At 74.6% G+C, this 21,798-nt stretch carries 1 protein-coding gene (cut by a window edge); it reads left to right on the plus strand.

Annotated features, from left to right (window positions below; all coding sequences use genetic code 11):
* Window positions 1–26: 26 nt before the first annotated feature.
* On the plus strand, window positions 27–21,798 hold the 5' portion of the coding sequence (locus ACZ4W5_RS19155; RefSeq protein ID WP_465655689.1) for an SDR family NAD(P)-dependent oxidoreductase. It continues 8,624 nt past the right edge of the window; only the first 21,772 of its 30,396 coding nucleotides appear in the window; it begins with the start codon at window positions 27–29; its stop codon lies beyond the right edge, outside the window.

Here is a 21,798-nt window from a genome sequence, read left to right on the forward strand (position 1 = left end):
CTTCCGAACTGCGAGGTTTCCCACCCATGGCCAGCACCTCCGAGGACAAGCTCCGCGACTACCTCAAGAAGGTCACCGCGGACCTGCGGCGCACGAAGCAGCGCCTGGAGTCCGTCGAGGCGAGGGACGCCGAGCCGATCGCGATCATCGGGATGGCCTGCCGCTACCCCGGCGGCGTCCGCACCCCGGAGGACCTCTGGCGGCTCGTCGCCGACGGTGCGGACGCCATCGGCGAGCTCCCCGAGGACCGCGGCTGGGACACCGGGAACCTCTACGACCCCACCCCGGGCACCCCCGGCAAGAGCTACGTGCGCCACGGCGGCTTCCTCGCCGGCGTCGCCGACTTCGACGCCGAGCTGTTCGGCATCGCCCCGCGCGAGGCCCTCGCCATGGACCCCCAGCAGCGCCTCCTCCTCGAGTCCGCCTGGGAGGCCGTCGAGCGCGCCCGCATCGCCCCCGCCGCCCTGCGCGGCAGCGACACCGGCGTGTTCATCGGCGGCGCCGACACCGACTACGGCTCCCTCGCCCGTCAGAGCGAGGAGACCGAGGGCCACCTCCTCACCGGCGGCGCCGTCAGCGTCCTGTCCGGCCGCATCGCCTACACCCTCGGGCTGGAGGGCCCGGCCGTCACCGTCGACACCGCGTGCTCCTCCGCCCTCGTCGCCCTCCACCTCGCGGTCCGCGCGCTGCGCGCCGGCGAGTGCTCGATGGCCGTCGCCGGCGGCGTCGCCGTCATGCCGACCACCCGCCTGTTCACCGAGTTCTCCCGCCAGCGCGGCCTGGCCCCCGACGGCCGCTGCAAGCCCTTCGCGGAGGGCGCGGACGGCACTTCGTGGGCCGAGGGCGTCGGCGTCCTGCTGGTCGAGCGGCTCTCGGACGCCCGGCGCCTGGGGCACGAGGTCCTCGCCGTCGTCCGGGGCACCGCCGTCAACCAGGACGGCGCGAGCAGCCGCCTGACCGCGCCCAACGGCCCCTCGCAGCAGCGCGTCATCCAGGCCGCGCTCGCCAACGCCCGCCTCACCCCCGACCAGGTCGACGCCGTCGAGGCCCACGGCACCGGCACGACCCTCGGCGACCCGATCGAGGCCCAGGCCCTGCTCGCCACCTACGGGCAGGACCGGCCCGCCGACCGGCCGCTCTACCTCGGCGGCGTCAAGTCGAACATCGGCCACGCGCAGGCGGCGGCCGGGGTCGCGGGCGTGATCAAGACCGTCATGGCGCTGCGCGCCGGCCTGCTGCCGGCCACCCTGCACGTCGACGAGCCGTCCTCGCACGTCGACTGGACGGCGGGCGCCGTCGAGCTGCTGACGGAGGCCCGGGACTGGCCGGAGACCGGCCGTCCGCGCCGGGCGGGAGTCTCGGCGTTCGGAATCAGCGGGACCAACGCGCACGTGGTCCTGGAGCAGGCGGACGAGTTCGTCGCGGAGGAGCCCGCGGAAGCCGCTCCGGCGCCGGCCGTCGTGCCGTGGGTGCTCAGCGGCCGGACGCCGGAGGCGCTGCGCGCCCAGGCCGCCCGACTGCGCGAGGCCGCGACGGGCCTGCCGGCCGCGGACGTCGCGGCGGCGCTGGCCACGAGCCGGTCGATGCTCACCCACCGGGCCGTGGTGGTCGGTTCGGACCGGGACGCGCTGCTGCGCGGGCTCGACGCGCTGGCGGCGGGCTCGGGCGGAGTCGTCGAGGGCGCGGTCCGGGGTGGCGGGACGGCGTTCCTGTTCTCGGGGCAGGGGTCGCAGCGGTTGGGGATGGGGCGGGAGTTGTACGCCCGGTTCCCGGTGTTCGCGTCGGCGTTCGATGCCGTGTGCGCGGAGCTGGATCCCGCTCTGCGGGACGTGGTGTGGGGTGACGATGCGGAGCTGCTGAACCGGACGGAGCATGCCCAGGCGGGGTTGTTCGCGGTCGAGGTGGCGTTGTTCCGGCTGCTGGAATCGTTGGGTGTGGTACCGGAGTTCGTGGCGGGGCACTCGATCGGGGAGGTCGCGGCGGCACATGTGGCGGGGGTGTTCTCGCTGGCGGACGCGTGCGCGCTGGTGCGTGCGCGGGGTCGTTTGATGCAGGCGCTGCCGGAGGGCGGTGCGATGCTGGCCGTGCAGGCGAGGGAGGGCGAAGTCCTGCCGTTGCTGGGCGAGTTGGTCTCGATCGCGGCCGTCAACGGCCCGACGTCCGTGGTCGTCTCGGGGGCGGAGGAGGCGGTCTCGGCGATCGAGGCGCACTTTGCCGACCGCCGGACCACGCGGCTGCGGGTCTCGCACGCGTTCCACTCGCCGCTGATGGACCCGATGCTGGAGGACTTCCGCGAGGTCCTGAACGGCCTGACCTACCAGGCCCCTTCGATCCCGCTGGTCTCCAACCTGACCGGCGCCCTGGATGGCGACCTCACGACTCCCGAGTACTGGGTGCGCCACGTCCGCGAGGCCGTCCGCTTCGCCGACGGGGTCCGCACGCTGGAGGCGGCGGGCGTGACGCGTTTCCTGGAGCTCGGCCCCGACGGTGTCCTGACGGCTCTGGCGGCCTCCTCTCTGTCCGACGAGGCCGTGCTCGCCTCGGTCCTCCGCAAGGACCAGGACGAGGACACGAGCGTCCTGACCGCCCTCGCCCGCCTGCACGTCACCGGCGCGCGAGTCGACTGGCCCGCCCTCTTCGCCGGCACTGCCGTCCGCCCGGTCGACCTGCCGACCTACGCCTTCCAGCGCCGCCGCTACTGGCCCGTCACGGCCGCCACGACCGCCGGTGACCTCGGCGCCGCGGGCCTTGACACCGCCGACCACCCGCTGCTCTCCGCCTCACTCGAACTCTCGGACGACGACGGCCTGTTGTTCACCTCCCGGCTCTCCCGGCAGTCGCACCCCTGGCTCGCCGACCACGTCGTGCGCGGCAACGTTCTGCTGCCCGGCACCGCGTTCCTCGAACTGGCCGTCCGCGCCGGGGACGAGGCCGGCTGCGACCGCGTCGAGGAACTCACCCTGGCCGCGCCGCTCGTCCTGCCCGAGCACCAGGGCGTCCAACTGCAGCTGCGCGTCGGCGCGACCGACGAGACCGGCCGGCGCACCTTCACGATCGCCTCCCGGCCCGAAGGCGCCGACGGCCGCGCCTGGGACCAGCACGCGACCGGCGTCCTGGCCGTGGGGGAGACGCGCACCGCGTTCGACACGTCCGTGTGGCCGCCGGCCGGAGCGGAGGCTGTCGACCTCACCGGGCTGTACGAGGGCATGGCCGAGGGCGGCTACGCGTACGGTCCGGTGTTCCAGGGCCTGCGGGCGGCCTGGCGGCGCGGGGACGAGGTCTTCGCCGACGTCGCCCTGCCGGAGGGCACCGAGGGCACGGGCTACGGCCTGCACCCGGCGCTGCTCGACGCCGCCCTGCACGTCACGGCCGTCAACGGGTTGCCGCACGGCGTCGTGCCGTTCTCGTGGGAGGACGTGTCGCTGCACGCCTCCGGCGCGTCCTCGGTGCGCGTGCGCGTGACCCGGACCGGCGAGGAGTCCGTCGCGGTGGCCGTCGCCGACGCCGAGGGCCTGCCGGTGGCGTCCGTGGGGTCGCTCGCCCTGCGCGCGGTGGCGGGCGGGGAGTCGGTGGCGGCCCGGGACGGGCTGTTCCGGGTGGACTGGGTGCCGGTGAAGGCTTCCGTTGCGCCGGAGTTCGTGGTGGTCGGGTCGTTGGCGGAGGTGCCGGAGGCCGTTCCGCCGGTGGTGGTGATCGAGACTGCCGTCGACGAGGTGCACGCGGGGACGGCCCGCGTGCTGGAGCTGGTGCAGGGCTGGCTGGCGGAGGAGCGTTTCGCCGGGTCGCGGCTGGTGTTCGTGACGCGTGGTGTGGTGGCGGGTGAGGACCTGCCGGGTGCTGCGGTGTGGGGTCTGGTGCGGTCGGCGATGTCGGAGGAGCCGGGCCGCTTCGGGTTGGTGGATCTGGCGGGCTCGGAGGAACTGCCCTCCGAGGCCCTGGGATTGGACGAGCCGCAGCTCCTCGTCCGGGACGGCGAGGTCCTCGCGGCGAGGCTCGTGCGCGCAGAGCCGACGGGCGAATCGGTCGGATGGGCCGGCGAGGGTACGGTCCTGATCACCGGCGGTACGGGCGGTCTGGGCCGGGTCATCGCCCGGCACCTGGCCGTCGAGCACGGCGTGCGCGACCTGCTGCTGGTGAGCCGCCGTGGTGCGGACGCCGAGGGCGTCGACGCGCTGCTGGCGGAGCTGGGCGCAGGAGCGACCGTCGAGGCCTGCGACGTGGCCGATCCGGCCGCCGTCGCCGACCTCTTCGCCCGGTACGAGATCCGCGCCGTCGTCCACACGGCCGGCGTGCTCGACGACGGCGTCATCGGCTCCCTGACCGCCGAGCGGGTCTCCGCCGTCCTGCGTCCGAAGACGGACGCCGCCTGGAACCTGCACGAGGCCACGAAGGACCGGGAGTTGGCGGCCTTCGTCCTGTTCTCCTCCGTCTCCGGCGTCTTCGGTGGCCCGGGCCAGGCCGGCTACGCGGCGGGCAACGCCTACCTGGACGCCCTGGCCGTCCACCGCCGCTCGCTCGGCCTGCCCGCCGTCTCGCAGGCCTGGGGCCCGTGGACCCGCGACGGCGGCATGATCGGCACGCTTGCCGAGGTCGACCTGCTCCGGATCGCCCGCTCGGGCATGCCGGAGCTCACCCCGGCCGACGGCGCTGCGCTGTTCGACGCCTCGCTCGCGGCGGGCGAGCCCGCGATCCTGCCGGTCCGGCTGGACCTCGCGGCGCTGCGGGCCCAGGACTCGGTGCCCGCCCTGCTGCGCGGACTGGTGCGCGGACGGGTCCGGCGCGCGGTGGTCGCGGGTTCGGCCGCTTCGGCCGGTCTGGCGCAGCGGCTGTTCGGCCTGGGCGAGGCCGAGCGGCGGGCGACCGTCCTGGAGCTCGTACGCGACCGGATCGCCGCAGTCCTCGGGCACGAGGGCGGCTCGGTCGTCGACCCGTCGCGGGCGTTCCAGGACCTCGGCTTCGACTCGCTGACGGCGGTCGAACTGCGCAACCGGCTGCGGTCGGCGACCGGTCTCCAGCTTCCGGCCACGGTGGTGTTCGACTACCCGACGGCCAACGCGCTGGCCGGCTTCGTCCTGGAGGGCCTGTTCGGCGCCGAGGAGGCCGACGAACTCCCGGCCGCGCTCCCGGTCCTGTCGGACGACCCGGTGGTCATCGTGGGCATGGCCTGCCGCTACCCGGGCGGCGTCGAGTCGCCGGAGGACCTGTGGCGGCTGGTGGCCGACGGCGTCGACGCGGTGTCCGACTTCCCGGTGAACCGCGGCTGGGACCTCGACTCGCTCCACAGCGAGGACCGGTCCGTCCCCGGCACGTCCTACACCCGGCGCGGCGCGTTCCTGCACGACGCCGGGGAGTTCGACCCCGAGTTCTTCGGGATGAGCCCGCGCGAGGCGCTGGCCACCGACGCGCAGCAGCGCCTGCTGCTGGAGACCTCGTGGGAGGCCTTCGAGCGGGCCGGCATCGACCCGGTGTCGCTGCGCGGCAGCCGGACGGGCGTCTTCGCGGGCATCATGTACACCGACTACCGCTCGCTGCTGGACGGCGAGGAGTTCGAGGGCTTCCGGGGCAACGGCAGCGCCCCCAGCGTCGCCTCCGGCCGGGTGTCCTACACCTTCGGCTTCGAGGGGCCGGCGGTGACGGTGGACACGGCGTGCTCGTCGTCGCTGGTGGCGATGCACCTGGCGGCGCAGGCGCTGCGCAGCGGTGAGTGCTCGCTGGCGCTGGCTGGTGGCGTCACGGTGATGTCGACGCCGAACACCTTCGTGGAGTTCTCGCGCCAGGGCGGCCTTTCGGCCGACGGCCGGTGCCGTTCGTTCGCGGACGCGGCGGACGGCGTGGGCTGGGGCGAGGGCGTCGGCGTCGTGGTGCTGGAGCGCCTGTCGGACGCCCGGCGGAACGGGCACCGGGTACTGGCGGTCCTGCGCGGCTCGGCCGTGAACCAGGACGGCGCGTCCAACGGTTTGACGGCGCCGAACGGCCCGTCGCAGCAGCGGGTGATCCGGCAGGCGCTGGCGAGCGCCGGGCTCTCGACGGCCGATGTGGACGCCGTCGAGGCGCACGGCACGGGGACGACGCTGGGCGACCCGATCGAGGCCCAGGCGCTGCTCGCGACGTACGGCCAGGACCGTGAACTGCCGCTGCTGTTGGGCTCGATCAAGTCGAACATCGGGCACGCGCAGGCGGCGGCCGGGGTGGCGGGCGTGATCAAGATGGTGCTGGCGATGCAGCACGGCCTGCTGCCGCGCACGCTGCACGTGGACGCGCCCTCCTCGCACGTCGACTGGACGGCCGGCGCGGTGGAACTGCTGGCCGAGGCCCAGGAGTGGCCGGAGGCCGGCCGTCCGCGCCGGGCGGGCGTGTCGTCCTTCGGGATCAGCGGGACCAACGCGCACGTGATCCTGGAGCAGGGCGAGCCCGAGGTGACGCGGGATACTGCGGAGGCGGCGGGGGCGATGCCCTGGGTGGTGTCCGCGAGGTCCGAGGCTGCGCTGGACGGGCAGGTGGCACGACTGGCCGGGATTGGTGAACTTCCGGCGGTCGATGTGGCGTTCACGCTGGCCGGGCGGACGGTCTTCCCGCACCGGGCGGTGCTCGTGGACGGCGTCGAGGTGGCCCGGGGAGTCGCGGCCGACGGCGGGACGGCGTTCCTGTTCTCGGGGCAGGGGTCGCAGCGGTTGGGGATGGGGCGGGAGTTGTATGCCCGGTTCCCGGTGTTCGCGTCGGCTTTCGACGAGGTGTGCGACGCGCTGGAGCTTTCTGTCCGGGACGTGGTGTGGGGTGACGATGCGGAGCTGCTGAATCAGACGGAGCATGCCCAGGCGGGGTTGTTCGCGGTCGAGGTGGCGTTGTTCCGCCTGCTGGAATCGTTGGGTGTGGTACCGGAGTTCGTGGCCGGACACTCGATCGGTGAGGTGGCGGCGGCGCACGTCGCCGGGGTGTTCTCGCTGGAGGACGCCTGCGCGCTGGTGCGTGCGCGGGGCCGTTTGATGCAGGCGCTGCCGGAGGGCGGTGCGATGCTGGCCGTGCAGGCGACGGAGGACGAAGTCCTTCCGTTGCTGGGTGAGTTGGTGTCGATCGCGGCCGTCAACGGCCCGACGTCCGTGGTCGTCTCGGGCGCGGAGGAGGCCGTCTCGCGGATCGAGGCGCACTTCGCCGACCGCCGGACGACCCGCCTTCGCGTCTCCCACGCCTTCCACTCGCCCTTGATGGACCCGATGCTGGCGGACTTCCGCGAGGTCCTGAACGGCCTGACCTACCAGGCCCCTTCGATCCCGCTGGTCTCCAACCTCACCGGCGCCTTGGACAGCGACTTCACGACCCCCGACTACTGGGTGCGCCACGTCCGCGAGGCCGTCCGCTTCGCCGACGGGATCCGCACGCTGGAGGCGGCGGGCGTGACGCGTTTCCTGGAGCTCGGCCCCGACGGTGTCCTGACGGCTCTGGCGGCCTCCTCCCTGTCCGACGAGGCCGTGCTGGCCTCGGTCCTCCGCAAGGACCAGGACGAGGACACCAGCGTCCTGACCGCCCTCGCCCGCCTGCACGTCACCGGCGCGCGAGTCGACTGGCCCGCCCTCTTCGCCGGGACCGGCGCGCGCTCTGCCAACGTGCCCACCTATGCGTTCCAGCACCGGCACTACTGGCCAGCCGTCACCCTCGCGCGCGGTGGCGACGTCCGGCTCGCGGGACTCGGTGCGGCCGAGCACCCGCTGCTCGGCGCGGCCGTCGAGCTCGTCAACACGGACGGCTACCTGTTCACCGGCCGGTTGTCGGCCGGGTCGCACGGGTGGCTCGCGGACCACGTGGTCATGGGTTCGGTCCTGGTGCCGGGCACGGCGCTGGTCGAGCTGGCCGTGCGCGCCGGGGACGAGGTCGGCTGCGACCTGGTCGAGGAGCTGACGCTGGCCGCGCCGCTGGTCCTGCCCGAGCGGGGCGGCGTGCGCGTGCAGGTGTGGGTCGGTGAGCCGGACGCGGCCGGGCGCCGCGCGCTCACCGTGCACGGCCGGCCGGACGACGCGGACGGGACGGACTGGACCCTGCATGCGACCGGTCTGCTGGGGACGGGCGCGACGCCCGCACCGTTCGAGGCGGCCGTGTGGCCGCCGGCGGGGGCCGAGGCGGTCGACCTGACCGGGCTGTACGAGGGCCTGGCGGAGGCCGGGTTCGGGTACGGCCCGGCGTTCCGGGGGCTCGGTGCGGCCTGGCGGCGCGGGGACGAGGTCTTCGCGGAGGTCACCCTGCCGGAGGGCACGGAGGGTGCGGGCTACGGCCTGCACCCGGCGCTCTTCGACGCGTGCCTCCACGCGTTCGCGCTCACCGGGTCCGACGAGCGCGGTGTGCCGTTCGGGTGGGAGAACGTGGCGTTGCACGCGTCCGGCGCATCGGCGGTCCGGGTGCGGCTGACGCCGGTGGCGGGCGGCGGGGTGTCGCTCGTGATCGCCGATACCGAGGGCCTGCCGGTGGCGTCCGTGGGGTCGCTGGTCGTGCGCGCGGTGGCGGGCGGGGAGTCGGTGGCGGCTCGGGACGCGTTGTTCCGGGTGGACTGGGTGCCGGTGAAGGTGTCCGTCGCGCCGGAGTTCGTGGTGGTCGGGTCGTTGGCGGAGGTGCCGGAGGCCGTTCCGCCGGTGGTGGTGATCGAGACTGCCGTCGACGAGGTGCACGCGGGGACGGCCCGCGTGCTGGAGTTGGTGCAGGGTTGGCTGGCGGAGGAGCGTTTCGCCGGGTCGCGGCTGGTGTTCGTGTCCCGTGGTGTGGTGGCGGGTGAGGACCTGCCGGGCGCTGCGGCGTGGGGTCTTCTCCGCTCGGCGATCACCGAGGAGCCGGGCCGCTTCGGGTTGGTGGATCTGGCGGGCTCGGAGGAACTGCCCTCCGAGGCCTTGGGATCGGACGAGCCGCAGCTGCTCGTCCGCGACGGTGAGGTCCTTGCGGCGCGCCTGGTCCGTACGGAAGCAGTGGCGGATGCGGTGGCGTGGCCGAGTGAGGGTGCGGTCCTGATCACCGGCGGTACGGGCGGTCTGGGCCGGGTCGTGGCCCGGCACCTGGTGGCCGAGCACGGTGTGCGCGACCTGGTGCTGGTGAGCCGTCGCGGTGCGGATGCCGAGGGTGTCGGGGAACTGCTGGCGGAGCTGGGCGCAGGAGCGGTTGTCGAGGCCTGTGACGTGGCCGACGAGGCCGTTGTGGCCGAGCTGTTCGCGCGTCACGACATCCGGGCCGTCGTCCACACGGCCGGCGTGCTCGACGACGGTGTGATCGGCTCGCTGACCGCCGAGCGGGTCTCCGCCGTCCTGCGTCCGAAGGCGGATGCGGCGTGGAACCTGCACCGCGCCGCCACGAACGTCGACGCGTTCGTCCTGTTCTCGTCGATGGCCGGTACGTTCGGCAGCGCCGGGCAGGCCGCCTACGCGGCGGGCAACGCCTACCTGGACGCCCTGGCCGTCCACCGCCGCTCGCAAGGTCTCCCCGCCGTCTCCCTCGCCTGGGGGCCGTGGTCGGACGTAGCCGGCATGACCGGCACCCTCACCGCCGCCGAGGCCGAACGCATCGCCCGGCTCGGCCTCCCGGCCATCGCCCCGGACCAGGGCGTCGCGCTCTTGGACACGGCGCTCGCCGCCGGCCACCCGGCCGTGCTGCCGGTCCGCCTCGACCTCGCGGCGGTGGCCGCGCACGGCGAGGTGCCCGCGCTGCTGCGCGGCCTGGTGCGGAGCCGGGTGCGGCGTGCCGTCGTCGCCGGTTCGGCCGTGTCGGCCGGCCTGGCACAGCGGTTGTCGGGCCTGGGAGCCGACGAGCGCCGGGCGACCGTCCTGGACCTGGTGCGCGACCAGATCGCCCTCGTGCTCGGCCACGAGGCCGGCTCGGCGGTCGACCCGTCGAAGGCGTTCCAGGACCTCGGCTTCGACTCGCTGACGGCGGTCGAGCTGCGCAACCGGCTGCGGACCGTGACCGGTCTCCAGCTCCCGGCCACCGTCGTCTTCGACTACCCGACGGCGAGTGTCCTGGCCGACTTCCTGCTGGAGGGCCTGTTCGGCGCCGAGAGCGTCGTCCACGCCCCCGAGGCGCTGCCGGCGTCGACGGACGACCCGATCGTGATCGTCGGCATGGCCTGCCGCTACCCGGGCGGCGTCGAGTCGCCGGAGGACCTGTGGCGGCTGGTGGCCGACGGCGTCGACGCGGTCTCCGGCTTCCCGACGAACCGTGGCTGGGACGTCGAGACCCTCTACGACCCGGACCCGGAGCACATCGGGACGTCCTACACGCGCTCCGGTGGATTCCTGCACACCGCAGGCGAGTTCGACCACGAGTTCTTCGGGATGAGCCCGCGCGAGGCGCTGGCGACGGACGCGCAGCAGCGCCTGTTGCTGGAGACCTCCTGGGAGGCCTTCGAGCGGGCGGGCATCGACCCGGTGTCGCTGCGCGGCAGCCGGACGGGCGTGTTCGCGGGTGTGATGTACGCGGACTACGCGAGCCTGTTGGGGGGTGGCGAGTTCGAGGGCTACCAGGGCAGTGGCAGCGCGGGAAGCGTGGCCTCGGGCCGCGTCTCCTACACGCTGGGCCTGGAGGGTCCGGCGATGACGGTGGACACGGCGTGCTCGTCGTCGCTGGTGGCGATGCACCTGGCGGCGCAGGCGCTGCGGGGCGGTGAGTGCTCGCTGGCGCTGGCTGGTGGCGTCACGGTGATGTCGACGCCGAACACCTTCGTGGAGTTCTCGCGCCAGGGCGGCCTTTCGGCCGACGGCCGGTGCCGTTCGTTCGCGGACGCGGCGGACGGCGTCGGCTGGGGCGAGGGCGTCGGCATGGTGGTGCTGGAGCGCCTGTCGGACGCCCGCCGGAACGGCCATCGAGTGCTGGCAGCTGTGCGGGGGAGCGCCGTCAACCAGGACGGTGCCTCCAACGGTTTGACGGCGCCGAACGGCCCGTCGCAGCAGCGGGTGATCCGGCAGGCGCTGGCGAGCGCCGGGCTCTCGACGGCCGATGTGGACGCCGTCGAGGCGCACGGCACGGGGACGACGCTGGGCGACCCGATCGAGGCCCAGGCGCTCCTCGCGACGTACGGCCAGGACCGTGAACTGCCGCTTCTGTTGGGCTCGATCAAGTCGAACATCGGCCACTCCCAGGCGGCGGCCGGCGTCGCGGGCGTCATCAAGATGGTGCTCGCGATGCAGCACGGCCTGCTGCCGCGCACCCTGCACGTGGACGCGCCCTCCTCGCACGTCGACTGGACGGCCGGCGCGGTCGAGTTGCTCACCGAGCGCACCGAGTGGCCGGCCACCGGCCACCCGCGCCGCGCGGGCGTGTCGTCCTTCGGGATCAGCGGCACCAACGCGCACGTGATCCTGGAGCAGGCCGAGCCCGAGGTGACGCGGGATACTGCGGAGACGGCCGGGGCGATGCCCTGGGTGGTGTCCGCCAAGTCCGAAGCGGCGCTGGACGCGCAGCTCGCGCGGCTGGCGGAGCTCGACGAACTTCCCGCTGTCGATGTGGCGTTCGCCCTGGCCGGGAGGTCGCTCTTCCCGCACCGGGCAGTGGTCGTCGACGGCGTCGAGGTGGCCCGGGGCACGGCGGCCGACGGCAGGACGGCGTTCCTGTTCTCCGGTCAGGGATCGCAACGGCTGGGGATGGGGCGGGAGTTGTACGCCCGGTTCCCGGTGTTCGCGCGGGCTTTCGACGAGGTGTGCGCGGGGCTGGATCCGGCTTTGCGTGAGGTGGTGTGGGGTTCGGACGCGGAGTTGCTGAACCGGACGGAGCACGCCCAGGCCGGGTTGTTCGCCGTCGAGGTGGCGCTCTACCGCCTCGTAGAGTCGCTGGGCGTGCGGGCGGAGTTCGTGGCGGGGCACTCGATCGGTGAGGTCGCTGCCGCTCACGTCGCCGGGGTGTTCAGTCTGGCCGACGCCGGCACCCTGGTGACCGCCCGAGGCCGGCTGATGCAGGCGCTGCCTTCCGGCGGGGCGATGCTCGCCGTGGAGGCGACGGAGGACGAAGTCCTGCCGCTGCTGTCCGACTGCGTGTCGATCGCCGCGATCAACGGCCCGACATCCGTGGTCGTCTCGGGCGCCGAGGACGCGGTCGCGGCGATCGAGGCTCACTTCGCCGACCGCCGGACGACCCGCCTGCGGGTGTCCCACGCCTTCCACTCGCCCCTGATGGACCCGATGCTGGCGGACTTCCGCGAGGTCCTCGACGGGCTGACGTACCACGCGCCGTCGATCCCGTTGGTCTCCAACCTGACGGGCACGCTGGCCGAAGGTGTCCAGGGGCCCGACTACTGGGTGCGCCACGTCCGCGAGGCCGTCCGCTTCGCCGACGGCGTCCGCACGCTCCACGAGGCCGGCGTCCGCCGCTACCTCGAACTCGGCCCCGACACCGTCCTCACCGCCCTCACCACGAGCGCCCTGCCCGAGGACGCGAACACCGAGGCCATTCCGGCGCTGCGCCGCAACCGGGCCGAGGAGCGCACCCTCGTCGACGCCCTCGCCCGCCTCCACGTCCACGGCGGCAGGGTGGACTGGGCCGCGCTGTTCGCCGGCACCGGCGCCCGGCCCGTCGACCTGCCGACGTACGCCTTCCAGCGCAGCCGCTTCTGGCCCGCGCCCCTGGCCGCCCGCGGCGGTGACGTCCGCTCCGCCGGCCTCGGTGCTACCACGCACCCGATGCTCGGCGCCGCCGTCGACCTGGCCGACGAGGACGGGCTGGTGCTCAGCGGACGCCTGTCGACAGCCGCCTTCCCGTGGCTGGCCGACCACACCGTCCAGGGCGCGGTTCTGGTCCCCGGCGCCGGTCTGCTCGACCTCGCGCTGCGCGCCGCCGCCGAGGTGGGCTGCGATCAGGTGGAGGAACTGACCCTGGCCGCGCCGCTGGTGCTGCCCGAGCAGGGGGCGCTCCAGCTCCAGCTCCGTGTGGGAACGCCGGACGCCGGCGGGAGCCGCGAGCTCACGATCCACTCCCGGCCGGACGGGGATCCGGATGCCGGGTGGGTCCGGCACGCGGCCGGTTCGTTGGCCGTCGGCGGAGCGGTGGCAACGGAGGCCTTCGAGGTGTGGCCGCCGGCCGGCGCGGAGCCGTTGCCGGTGGAGGGTGCGTACGAGCGGATGGCCGAGGCCGGGTTCGGCTACGGTCCGGTGTTCCAGGGCCTGCGGGCGGCCTGGCGGCGCGGTGACGAGCTGTTCGCCGAGGTCGCGCTGCCGGAGGGCGTCGAGGCCGAGGGCTTCGGCGTGCACCCGGCGCTCCTCGACGCGGCCATGCACGTCGCCATCGTGGACGCCGGGAGCGATGACACCGTGGTCCCGTTCGCGTGGACCGGTGCCGCGCTGCGCGCCGTCGGCGCGTCGGCCGTGCGGGTGCGGCTGCTCCGGCTCGACGGTGGCGGGCTGCGGCTCGACCTCGCCGATCCGGCGGGTGAACCGGTGCTGACGGTGGCCTCCGTGAAGGGCCGGGCCGTCTCGGCGGAGCAGCTGGGCTCGACCGACCCGCTCTACGCGGTCGAGTGGTCGGAGCTGCCGGCCGCCCCGGACGCGGGCGCGGGGTGGACGCCCTGGGACGCCCTGCCCGCCGAGGGCCCGGCTCCCGAGACCGTCGTCCTGGACTGCGCGGCCGTGCCCGCCCCGGACGACGACGTTCCGGCGGCCGTGCGCGAGGTGACACGGCACGTGCTGCGCGTGGTGCAGGCGTGGTTGGCGGAGGAGCGGTTCGCGGCGTCGCGTCTGGTGGTCGTGACGCGGGGCGCGGTGGCCGTGGGTGCGGGCTCGGTCGCGGATCTGGCGCAGGCTCCGGTGTGGGGCCTGGTGCGGGCGGCTCAGGCGGAGAACCCGGGTCGGTTCGGTCTGCTGGACACGGACGGCGAGGTGATCGTCACCGCCGAGCCGGAGTCGGCCGTCCGCGGCGCGGCCGTCCTTGTCCCGCGGCTGGTCCGGCTGGCGCAGCCGGAGGGTCCGTTGCCGGTCGGTGCGGATGACACGGTGCTGATCACCGGTGGTACGGGTGGTCTGGGGGCTGTGGTGGCCCGCTGCCTGGTGGTCGAGTGCGGCGTGCGTCGCCTGGTGCTGACGAGCCGTCGTGGTTCGGCAGCGCCGGGTGCGGTGGAGCTGGTGGCGGAGCTGTCCGCCCTCGGTGCTGCCGTCGAGGTCCGGGCGTGTGACATGGCGGACCGGGAGGCGGTGGCGGCGCTGGTCGGTGCGATTCCGGACCTGTCCGCAGTGATCCATGCCGCGGGTGTGGGTGGCAACGGTCTGGTGGGTGCGCTGACCCCGGCCCGGATGGATGCGGTCCTGGCCCCGAAGGCCGATGGTGCGTGGTTCCTTCACGAGCTCACGAGCCACCTCGACCTGGCCGCGTTCGTCCTCTTCTCCTCCGCGGGTGGCCTGGTGCTGACCGCCGGTCAGGGCAACTACGCGGCGGCGAACGTCTTCCTCGACGCCCTCGCCGCCCACCGCCACGCCGCCGGCCTGCCCGCCACCTCGCTGGCCTACGGCCTCTGGGACGTCGGCGCCGGCCTCGGCCGCGACCTCGCGGACGTCGACCGGGCGCGGATGGCCACCCAGGGCGTCCCCGTCCTCGACCACGCGACCGGCCTCGCCCTGTTCGCCGCCGGACTGCGCAGCGGGCGCGCCGCCGTCGTCCCGATCCGGGTCGACGCCGCCGCCCTGCGGGCCCGCACCGACGAGGTCCCCGCGCTCCTGCGTGCCCTCGCCGCCCCGCGCAGGCGCGCCGAGCTGCCCGCGAGCGGCCGCGCGGCCGAGACCGGGCTCGCCCGGCGCCTCGCCGGGCTGAGGGAGAGCGAGGGCCGGCGCCTGGCGCTGGAGCTCGTGCGCGCGGAGGTCGCCGCCGTGCTCGGCCACGCCTCCGCCGAGGCGATCGCGCCCGAGCGCGCGTTCCAGGAGCTCGGCTTCGACTCCCTCGCCGCGACCGACCTGCGCAACCGCCTCAACAAGCGCACCGGCCTGCGCCTGCCCGCCACGCTCGCCTTCGACTTCCCGAACGCCCGGGCCGTCGCCGAGCACCTCGTCGCCCTGGCCGGCGCGGGCACGGTAACGACGCCGACGACCGGCGCCGCCGTCCGCCCCCGCACCGCCGACGAGCCGATCGCGATCGTCGGCATGGCCTGCCGCTACCCCGGCGGCGCGACCACGCCCGAGGAGCTGTGGCGGCTCCTGGCCGACGGCGTCGACACCGTCACCGGGCTGCCGACCGACCGCGGCTGGGACATCGAGCACCTCTACGACCCCGAGCCCGGCAAGGAGGGCCGTAGCTACACCCGTCACGGCAGCTTCCTGCACGAAGCCGGCGACTTCGACCCCGGATTCTTCGGGATCTCCCCGCGTGAGGCCCTCTACATGGACCCGCAGCAGCGGCTCCTGCTGGAGACCTCGTGGGAGGCGCTGGAGCGGGCGGGCATCGACCCACTCTCCCTGCGCGGCAGCCGGACGGGCGTCTTCGCGGGCGTCATGTACCACGACTACGCGCTCAACACGAACCCCTCGGGTACCAGCGGCGGCAGTGTCGTCTCCGGCCGGGTGTCCTACACGCTGGGCCTGGAGGGCCCGGCGGTGACCGTGGACACGGCTTGTTCCTCGTCCCTGGTCGCCCTGCACCTGGCGGTCCAGGCGCTGCGCACCGGGGAGTGCTCGCTGGCCCTCGCGGGCGGCGCGACGGTGATGTCGACGCCGGGCATGTTCATCGAGTTCTCGCGGCAGCGGGGGCTGTCCGCGGACGGCCGGTGCAAGGCGTTCGCGGGCGCGGCGGACGGCGTCGGCTGGTCGGAGGGGGTCGGGGTGCTGCTCGTCGAGCGGCTGTCCGACGCGGAGCGGAACGGCCACCGGGTGCTCGCGGTGATCCGCGGTACGGCCGTCAACCAGGACGGCGCGAGCAACGGCTTCTCGGCGCCGAACGGGCCGTCCCAGCAGCGGGTGATCCGCCAGGCGCTGGCGAGCGCCGGGCTGTCCCCGGCGGACGTGGACGCCGTCGAGGCCCATGGGACGGGGACGACGCTGGGCGACCCGATCGAGGCCCAGGCACTGCTCGCGACGTACGGCCAGGACCGTGAACTCCCGCTGCTGCTGGGCTCGATCAAGTCGAACATCGGGCACGCGCAGGCGGCGGCCGGGGTGGCGGGCGTGATCAAGATGGTGCTGGCGATGCAGCACGGCGTGCTGCCGAAGTCGTTGCACATCGACCGGCCCTCGCCGCACGTCGAGTGGTCGGAGGGCGCGGTCGAGCTGCTGGCCGAGGCCCGGGACTGGCCGGTGACCGGCCGTCCGCGCCGGGCCGGCGTGTCCGCTTTCGGGATCAGCGGGACCAACGCCCACGTGATCGTGGAGCAGGGCCCCGAGTCCGTCACCGCACCTACCGCCGGCGGGCGGGAGTTGGGCACGCTGCCGTGGCTGCTCGCCGCCGCGACGCCGGAGGCCCTGCGGGTGCAGGCCGAGCGGCTCGCGACCTTCGTCGGCACGCGGCCGGAACTCGACGCTCTGGACGTCGCGCACTCGCTGGTCGCGACGCGTCCGGCGCTGGAGCACCGGGCGGTGCTGCTCGGCGCTGACCGGGACAAGCTGCTGGCCGGGCTGGACGCGCTGAGCCGGGGCGAACTCGCCCCGGGTGCGGCCACCGGGTCCGCCCGGGCGGGCGGGGCGACGGCGTTCCTGTTCTCCGGTCAGGGTTCGCAACGGCTGGGGATGGGGCGGGAGTTGTACGCCCGGTTCCCGGTGTCCGCGCGGGCTTTCGACGAGGTGTGCGCGGGGCTGGATCCGGCTTTGCGTGAGGTGGTGTGGGGTTCGGATGCGGAGTTGCTGAACCGGACGGAGTACGCCCAGGCCGGGTTGTTCGCGGTCGAGGTGGCGTTGTTCCGGCTGCTGGAATCGTTGGGTGTGGTACCGGAGTTCGTGGCGGGGCACTCGATCGGTGAGGTCGCTGCCGCTCACGTCGCCGGAGTGTTCAGTCTGGCCGACGCCTGCGCCCTGGTGACCGCCCGAGGCCGCCTGATGCAGGCGCTGCCTTCGGGCGGGGCGATGCTCGCCGTGCGGGCGACGGAGGACGAAGTTCTGCCTCTGCTGTCCGACTCGGCGTCGATCGCCGCTGTCAACGGCCCGACGTCCGTGGTCGTCTCGGGCGCGGAGGAGGCGGTCTCGGCGATCGGGGCGCACTTCGCCGACCGCCGCTCGACCCGGCTTCGCGTCTCGCACGCGTTCCACTCGCCGTTGATGGACCCGATGCTGGAGGACTTCCGCGAGGTCCTCGACGGGCTGACGTACCACGCTCCTTCGATCCCGTTGGTCTCCAACCTCACCGGTGCCCTGGACAGCGACGTCACGACCCCCGACTACTGGGTGCGTCACGTCCGCGAGGCCGTCCGCTTCGCCGACGGCGTCCGCACGCTCCACGAGGCCGGCGTCCGCCGCTACCTCGAACTCGGCCCCGACACCGTCCTCACCGCCCTGGTGCAGGGCGTCCTGGACGACCCGACCGCTGCCGGCACCTGCGTCGTGCCCGCCCTGCACGCGGACCGCGACGAGGAGGCGGGCCTGGTCGGCGCGCTCGGCCGGCTGCACACGGCCGGGACCGAGGTGGACTGGTCCGTCCTCTTCGCCGGCACCGGAGCCCGGACGGTGGACCTGCCCACCTACGCGTTCCAGCGCCGCCGTTACTGGCTCGACGCGACGGCCCCGCTCGGCGACCTGGGCGCGGTCGGCGTCGACGCCTTCGAGCACCCGCTGCTCGGCGCGGCGGTCGACCTGTCCGACACCGACGGTTTCCTCCTCACGGGTCGGGTGTCGCTGGACTCGCACCCGTGGTTGGCCGACCACCAGGTCCTGGACACCGTCCTGGTGCCGGGCGCGGCGCTGGTCGAGCTCGCGCTACGTGCCGCCGTCGAGGCGGGCTGTGAGCTGGTGGAGGACCTGACCCTGGCCGCACCGCTGGTGCTGCCCGAGCGCGGGGCCGTCCAACTGCACGTGCGGGTCGGTGGCCCGGACGCCTCGGACCGGCGTGCGGTCACCATCCACTCCCGGCCGGACGGGGATCCGGACGCCGGATGGGTCCGGCACGCGGCCGGCTCGCTGGCCGCTTCCGGAGCCCCCGAGGCCGGAGCGTTCGACGCTGTCGTCTGGCCGCCGGTCGGCGCGGAGCCGCTGCCGGTGGAGGGTGCGTACGAGCGGATGGCCGAGACGGGGTTCCGCTACGGACCGGTGTTCCAGGGCCTGCGGGCGGCCTGGCGGCGCGGCGACGAGCTGTTCGCCGAGGTCGCCCTGCCGGAGGGCGTCGAGGCCGAGGGCTTCGGCGTGCACCCGGCGCTCCTCGACGCGGCCATGCACGCCGCGATCCTGGCCGCCGGCGGGCGGGAGACGATGATCCCGTTCGCGTGGACCGGCGTGACCCTGTCCGTCGTCGGCGCCTCCGCGGTGCGGGTGCGGATCGTCCGGCTCGGCGACGGCGGGCTGCGGCTCGACCTCGCCGACCCTGCGGGCGGGCCGGTGCTGACGGTGGCCTCGATGGTCGGCCGGGCGGTGTCGGCGGAGCAGCTGGGCCCGGTCGACCCGCTCTACGGGATCGAGTGGGAGGAGCTGTCGAACGCGCCTGCCGCAGAGGGCACCTGGGCTCGATGGGAGGACGTGTCGAACTCCGGGGAGCCGACGCCCGAGGTGGTCGTCCTCGACTGCGGTGCCTTCGCGGACCCCGAGGACATCCCGAGCGGTGTCCGCGCGAGCGTCCACGCCGTACTGGAAGTCCTGCAGACCTGGCTCGCGGAGGAGCGTTTCGCGGCGTCGCGTCTGGTGGTCGTGACGCGGGGTGCGGTCGCGGTGGGTGAGGGCGAGGCGGTGGATCTGGCGCAGGCTCCGGTGTGGGGTCTGGTGCGGGCGGCTCAGGCGGAGAACCCGGGCCGGTTCGCCCTGCTGGACACGGACGGGGAGGTGATCGTCACTGCTGAGCCGGAGGCGGCCGTTCGTGCCGGGGCCGTTCGTGTTCCGCGGCTGGGGCGTCTCCCGTATCCGGAGGGTCCGTTGCCGGTCGGTGCGGACGACACGGTGCTGGTCACCGGTGGCACGGGCGGACTGGGCGCGGTCGTGGCACGGTACCTGGTCGGCGAGTGCGGTGTGCGCCGCCTGGTGCTGACGAGCCGTCGTGGCCCGGAGGCGCCTGGTTCGGCGGAGCTGGTGGCGGAGCTGTCCGCCCTGGGGGCTGTCGCTGACGTGCGTGCCTGTGACCTGGCCGACCGCGACGCGGTCGCGGCGCTCGTCGAGGCGGTCCCTGGCCTGTCGGCCGTGATCCACGCCGCCGGTGTCGGTGACAACGCCCTGGTCGGCGCGCTGACCCCCGAGCGCGTGGACGCCGTCCTGGCGCCGAAGGTCGACGGCGCCTGGTACCTGCACGAGTTGACCGGTCATCTCGACCTGACCGCCTTCGTGATGTTCTCCTCCGCGGGTGGCCTGGTGCTGACCGCGGGCCAGGGCAACTACGCGGCGGCGAACGTCTTCCTCGACGCCCTCGCCGCCCACCGCCACGCCGCCGGCCTGCCCGCCACCTCGATGGCCTACGGCCTGTGGGACGTCGGCGCCGGCCTCGGCGAGCAGCTCCTGGAGCTCAACCGCAACCGCATGGCCGCCCAGGGCGTCCCACCGCTCACCCGGGAGTCCGGTCTGGCCCTGTTCGCCGCCGGTCTGCGCAGCGAGCGCCCCACCGTCGTCCCGATCCGGGTCGACGCGGCCGCCCTGCGCGCCCGCACCGACGAGGTCCCCGCGCTCCTGCGTGCCCTCGTTCCGGCCGCCCGCCGCACGGCGGCGCACGCCCCGGCGCCGGCCGGCGGCCTCGCGGGCCGCCTCGCCGGGCTGACGGAGGCGGAGCAGCGGCGCATCGTCCTGGACCTCGTCCGGGACCGGGTGGCCGGGCTGCTCGGCCACGAGTCGGGCGACGCGATCGAGCCGGACCGTGCGTTCCAGGAGCTCGGCTTCGACTCCCTCGCCGCGACCGACCTGCGCAACCGCCTCAACAGCCTCACCGGCCTGCGCCTGCCCGCGACACTTGCCTTCGACCACCCGAACGCCGAGGCGGTGGCGGACCTCATCGTCACCGAACTAGGGGTGCGGACGGCCGCCGCGAGCGGTGAGGCGTCCCGTGCCGAGGCCGACCTGCGTGCGGCGCTGCGGTCGATCCCGACCCGCCGCCTCCGGGACGCCGGCCTGGTCGACACCCTGCTCGACCTCGCCGGCGACCGGGTCGGGGTGGGCGCCGCCGGGACGGACGCTCCGTCGCCGACCGAGGGCCGTCACGACCCGATCGCCATCGTCGGCATGGCCTGCCGCTACCCGGGCGGGGTGACCACGCCCGAGGAGCTCTGGCAGGTGGTGACGTCCGGCGTGGACGCCATCTCCCCGTTCCCCGCCGACCGCGGCTGGGACCTCTCCACACTGCGCACCGAGGACTCCACCCACACCCACGCCGGCGGGTTCCTCGACGGCGCCGGGGACTTCGACCCGGGCTTCTTCGGGATCTCCCCCCGCGAGGCCCTCGCCATGGACCCTCAGCAACGGCTCACGCTGGAGCTCGCCTGGGAGGCCCTGGAGCGTGCCGGCATCGACCCCGGCGGCCTGCGCGGCACCCGCACCGGCGTCTTCACCGGCGTGATGTACCACGACTACCCGGGCAGCGACGGCAACGGCAGCGTGGTGGCCGGCCGCGTCTCGTACGAACTCGGGCTGGAGGGCCCGGCCGTCGCCGTCGACACCGCCTGCTCCTCCTCCCTGGTCGCCCTGCACCTGGCCGCCCAGGCACTGCGCCAGGGCGACTGCTCGCTCGCGATCACCGGCGGCGTGACGGTCATGGCCACACCCGGCGTGTTCGCCGAGTTCGGCCGGCAGGGGGCGCTCGCGCCCGACGGGCGGTGCAAGTCGTTCGCGACCGCCGCCGACGGCACGGGCTTCGCGGAGGGCGCGGGCTTCCTGGTCGTCGAACGGCTGTCGGACGCGCTGCGCAACGGGCACCCGGTGCTCGCGCTCGTGCGCGGCAGCGCGGTGAACCAGGACGGTGCGTCGAACGGGCTGACGGCGCCGAACGGTCCGTCGCAGCAGCGGGTGATCCGGCAGGCGCTCGCCAACGCCCGCCTCGGGGCCGATCAGGTCGACGTGGTCGAGGCGCACGGCACGGGCACGACGCTGGGCGACCCGATCGAGGCCCAGGCGCTGCTCGCGACCTACGGGCAGGACCGCGAACGGCCGCTGCTCCTGGGCTCGATCAAGTCGAACATCGGGCACACCCAGGCCGCGGCCGGCGTCGCCGGCGTGATCAAGATGGTGCTCGCGATGCACAACGGCGAGCTGCCGTCGACGCTGCACGTGGACGAGCCGAGTGCGAACGTGGACTGGTCGGCGGGGGCCGTCCGGCTCCTGACCGAGCCCCGGCCGTGGGCCCCGGGCGACCGGCCGCGCCGGGCCGGCGTCTCGTCCTTCGGCATCAGCGGGACCAACGCCCACGTGATCATCGAGGAGGCCCCGGCAGCCGTCCCGTCCCCGGAGGAGCCGGAGAAGCCGGAGGAGCCGGAGGTCGAGCCGGGAGTCGTGCCGTGGCTGCTGTCCGCCGCGACCCCGGAGGCCCTGCGGGCACAGGCGGGCCGCCTGCTCGCCGTCGCCGACGAGGCCCGGCCGGTGGACATCGCGTACTCGCTGGCGACGACCCGCGCGGCGCTCGAACACCGCGCGGCCGTGGTCGGCGACGGGAGCGAACAACTCCTGGCCGGCCTGCGGGCGGTGGCGGACGGCGAGGCGCCGACCGGCGTCGCGCGCAGCGGACGGACGGCGTTCCTCTTCTCGGGTCAGGGCTCGCAACGGC

The organism is Kitasatospora sp. NPDC029367 (assembly GCF_055569135.1).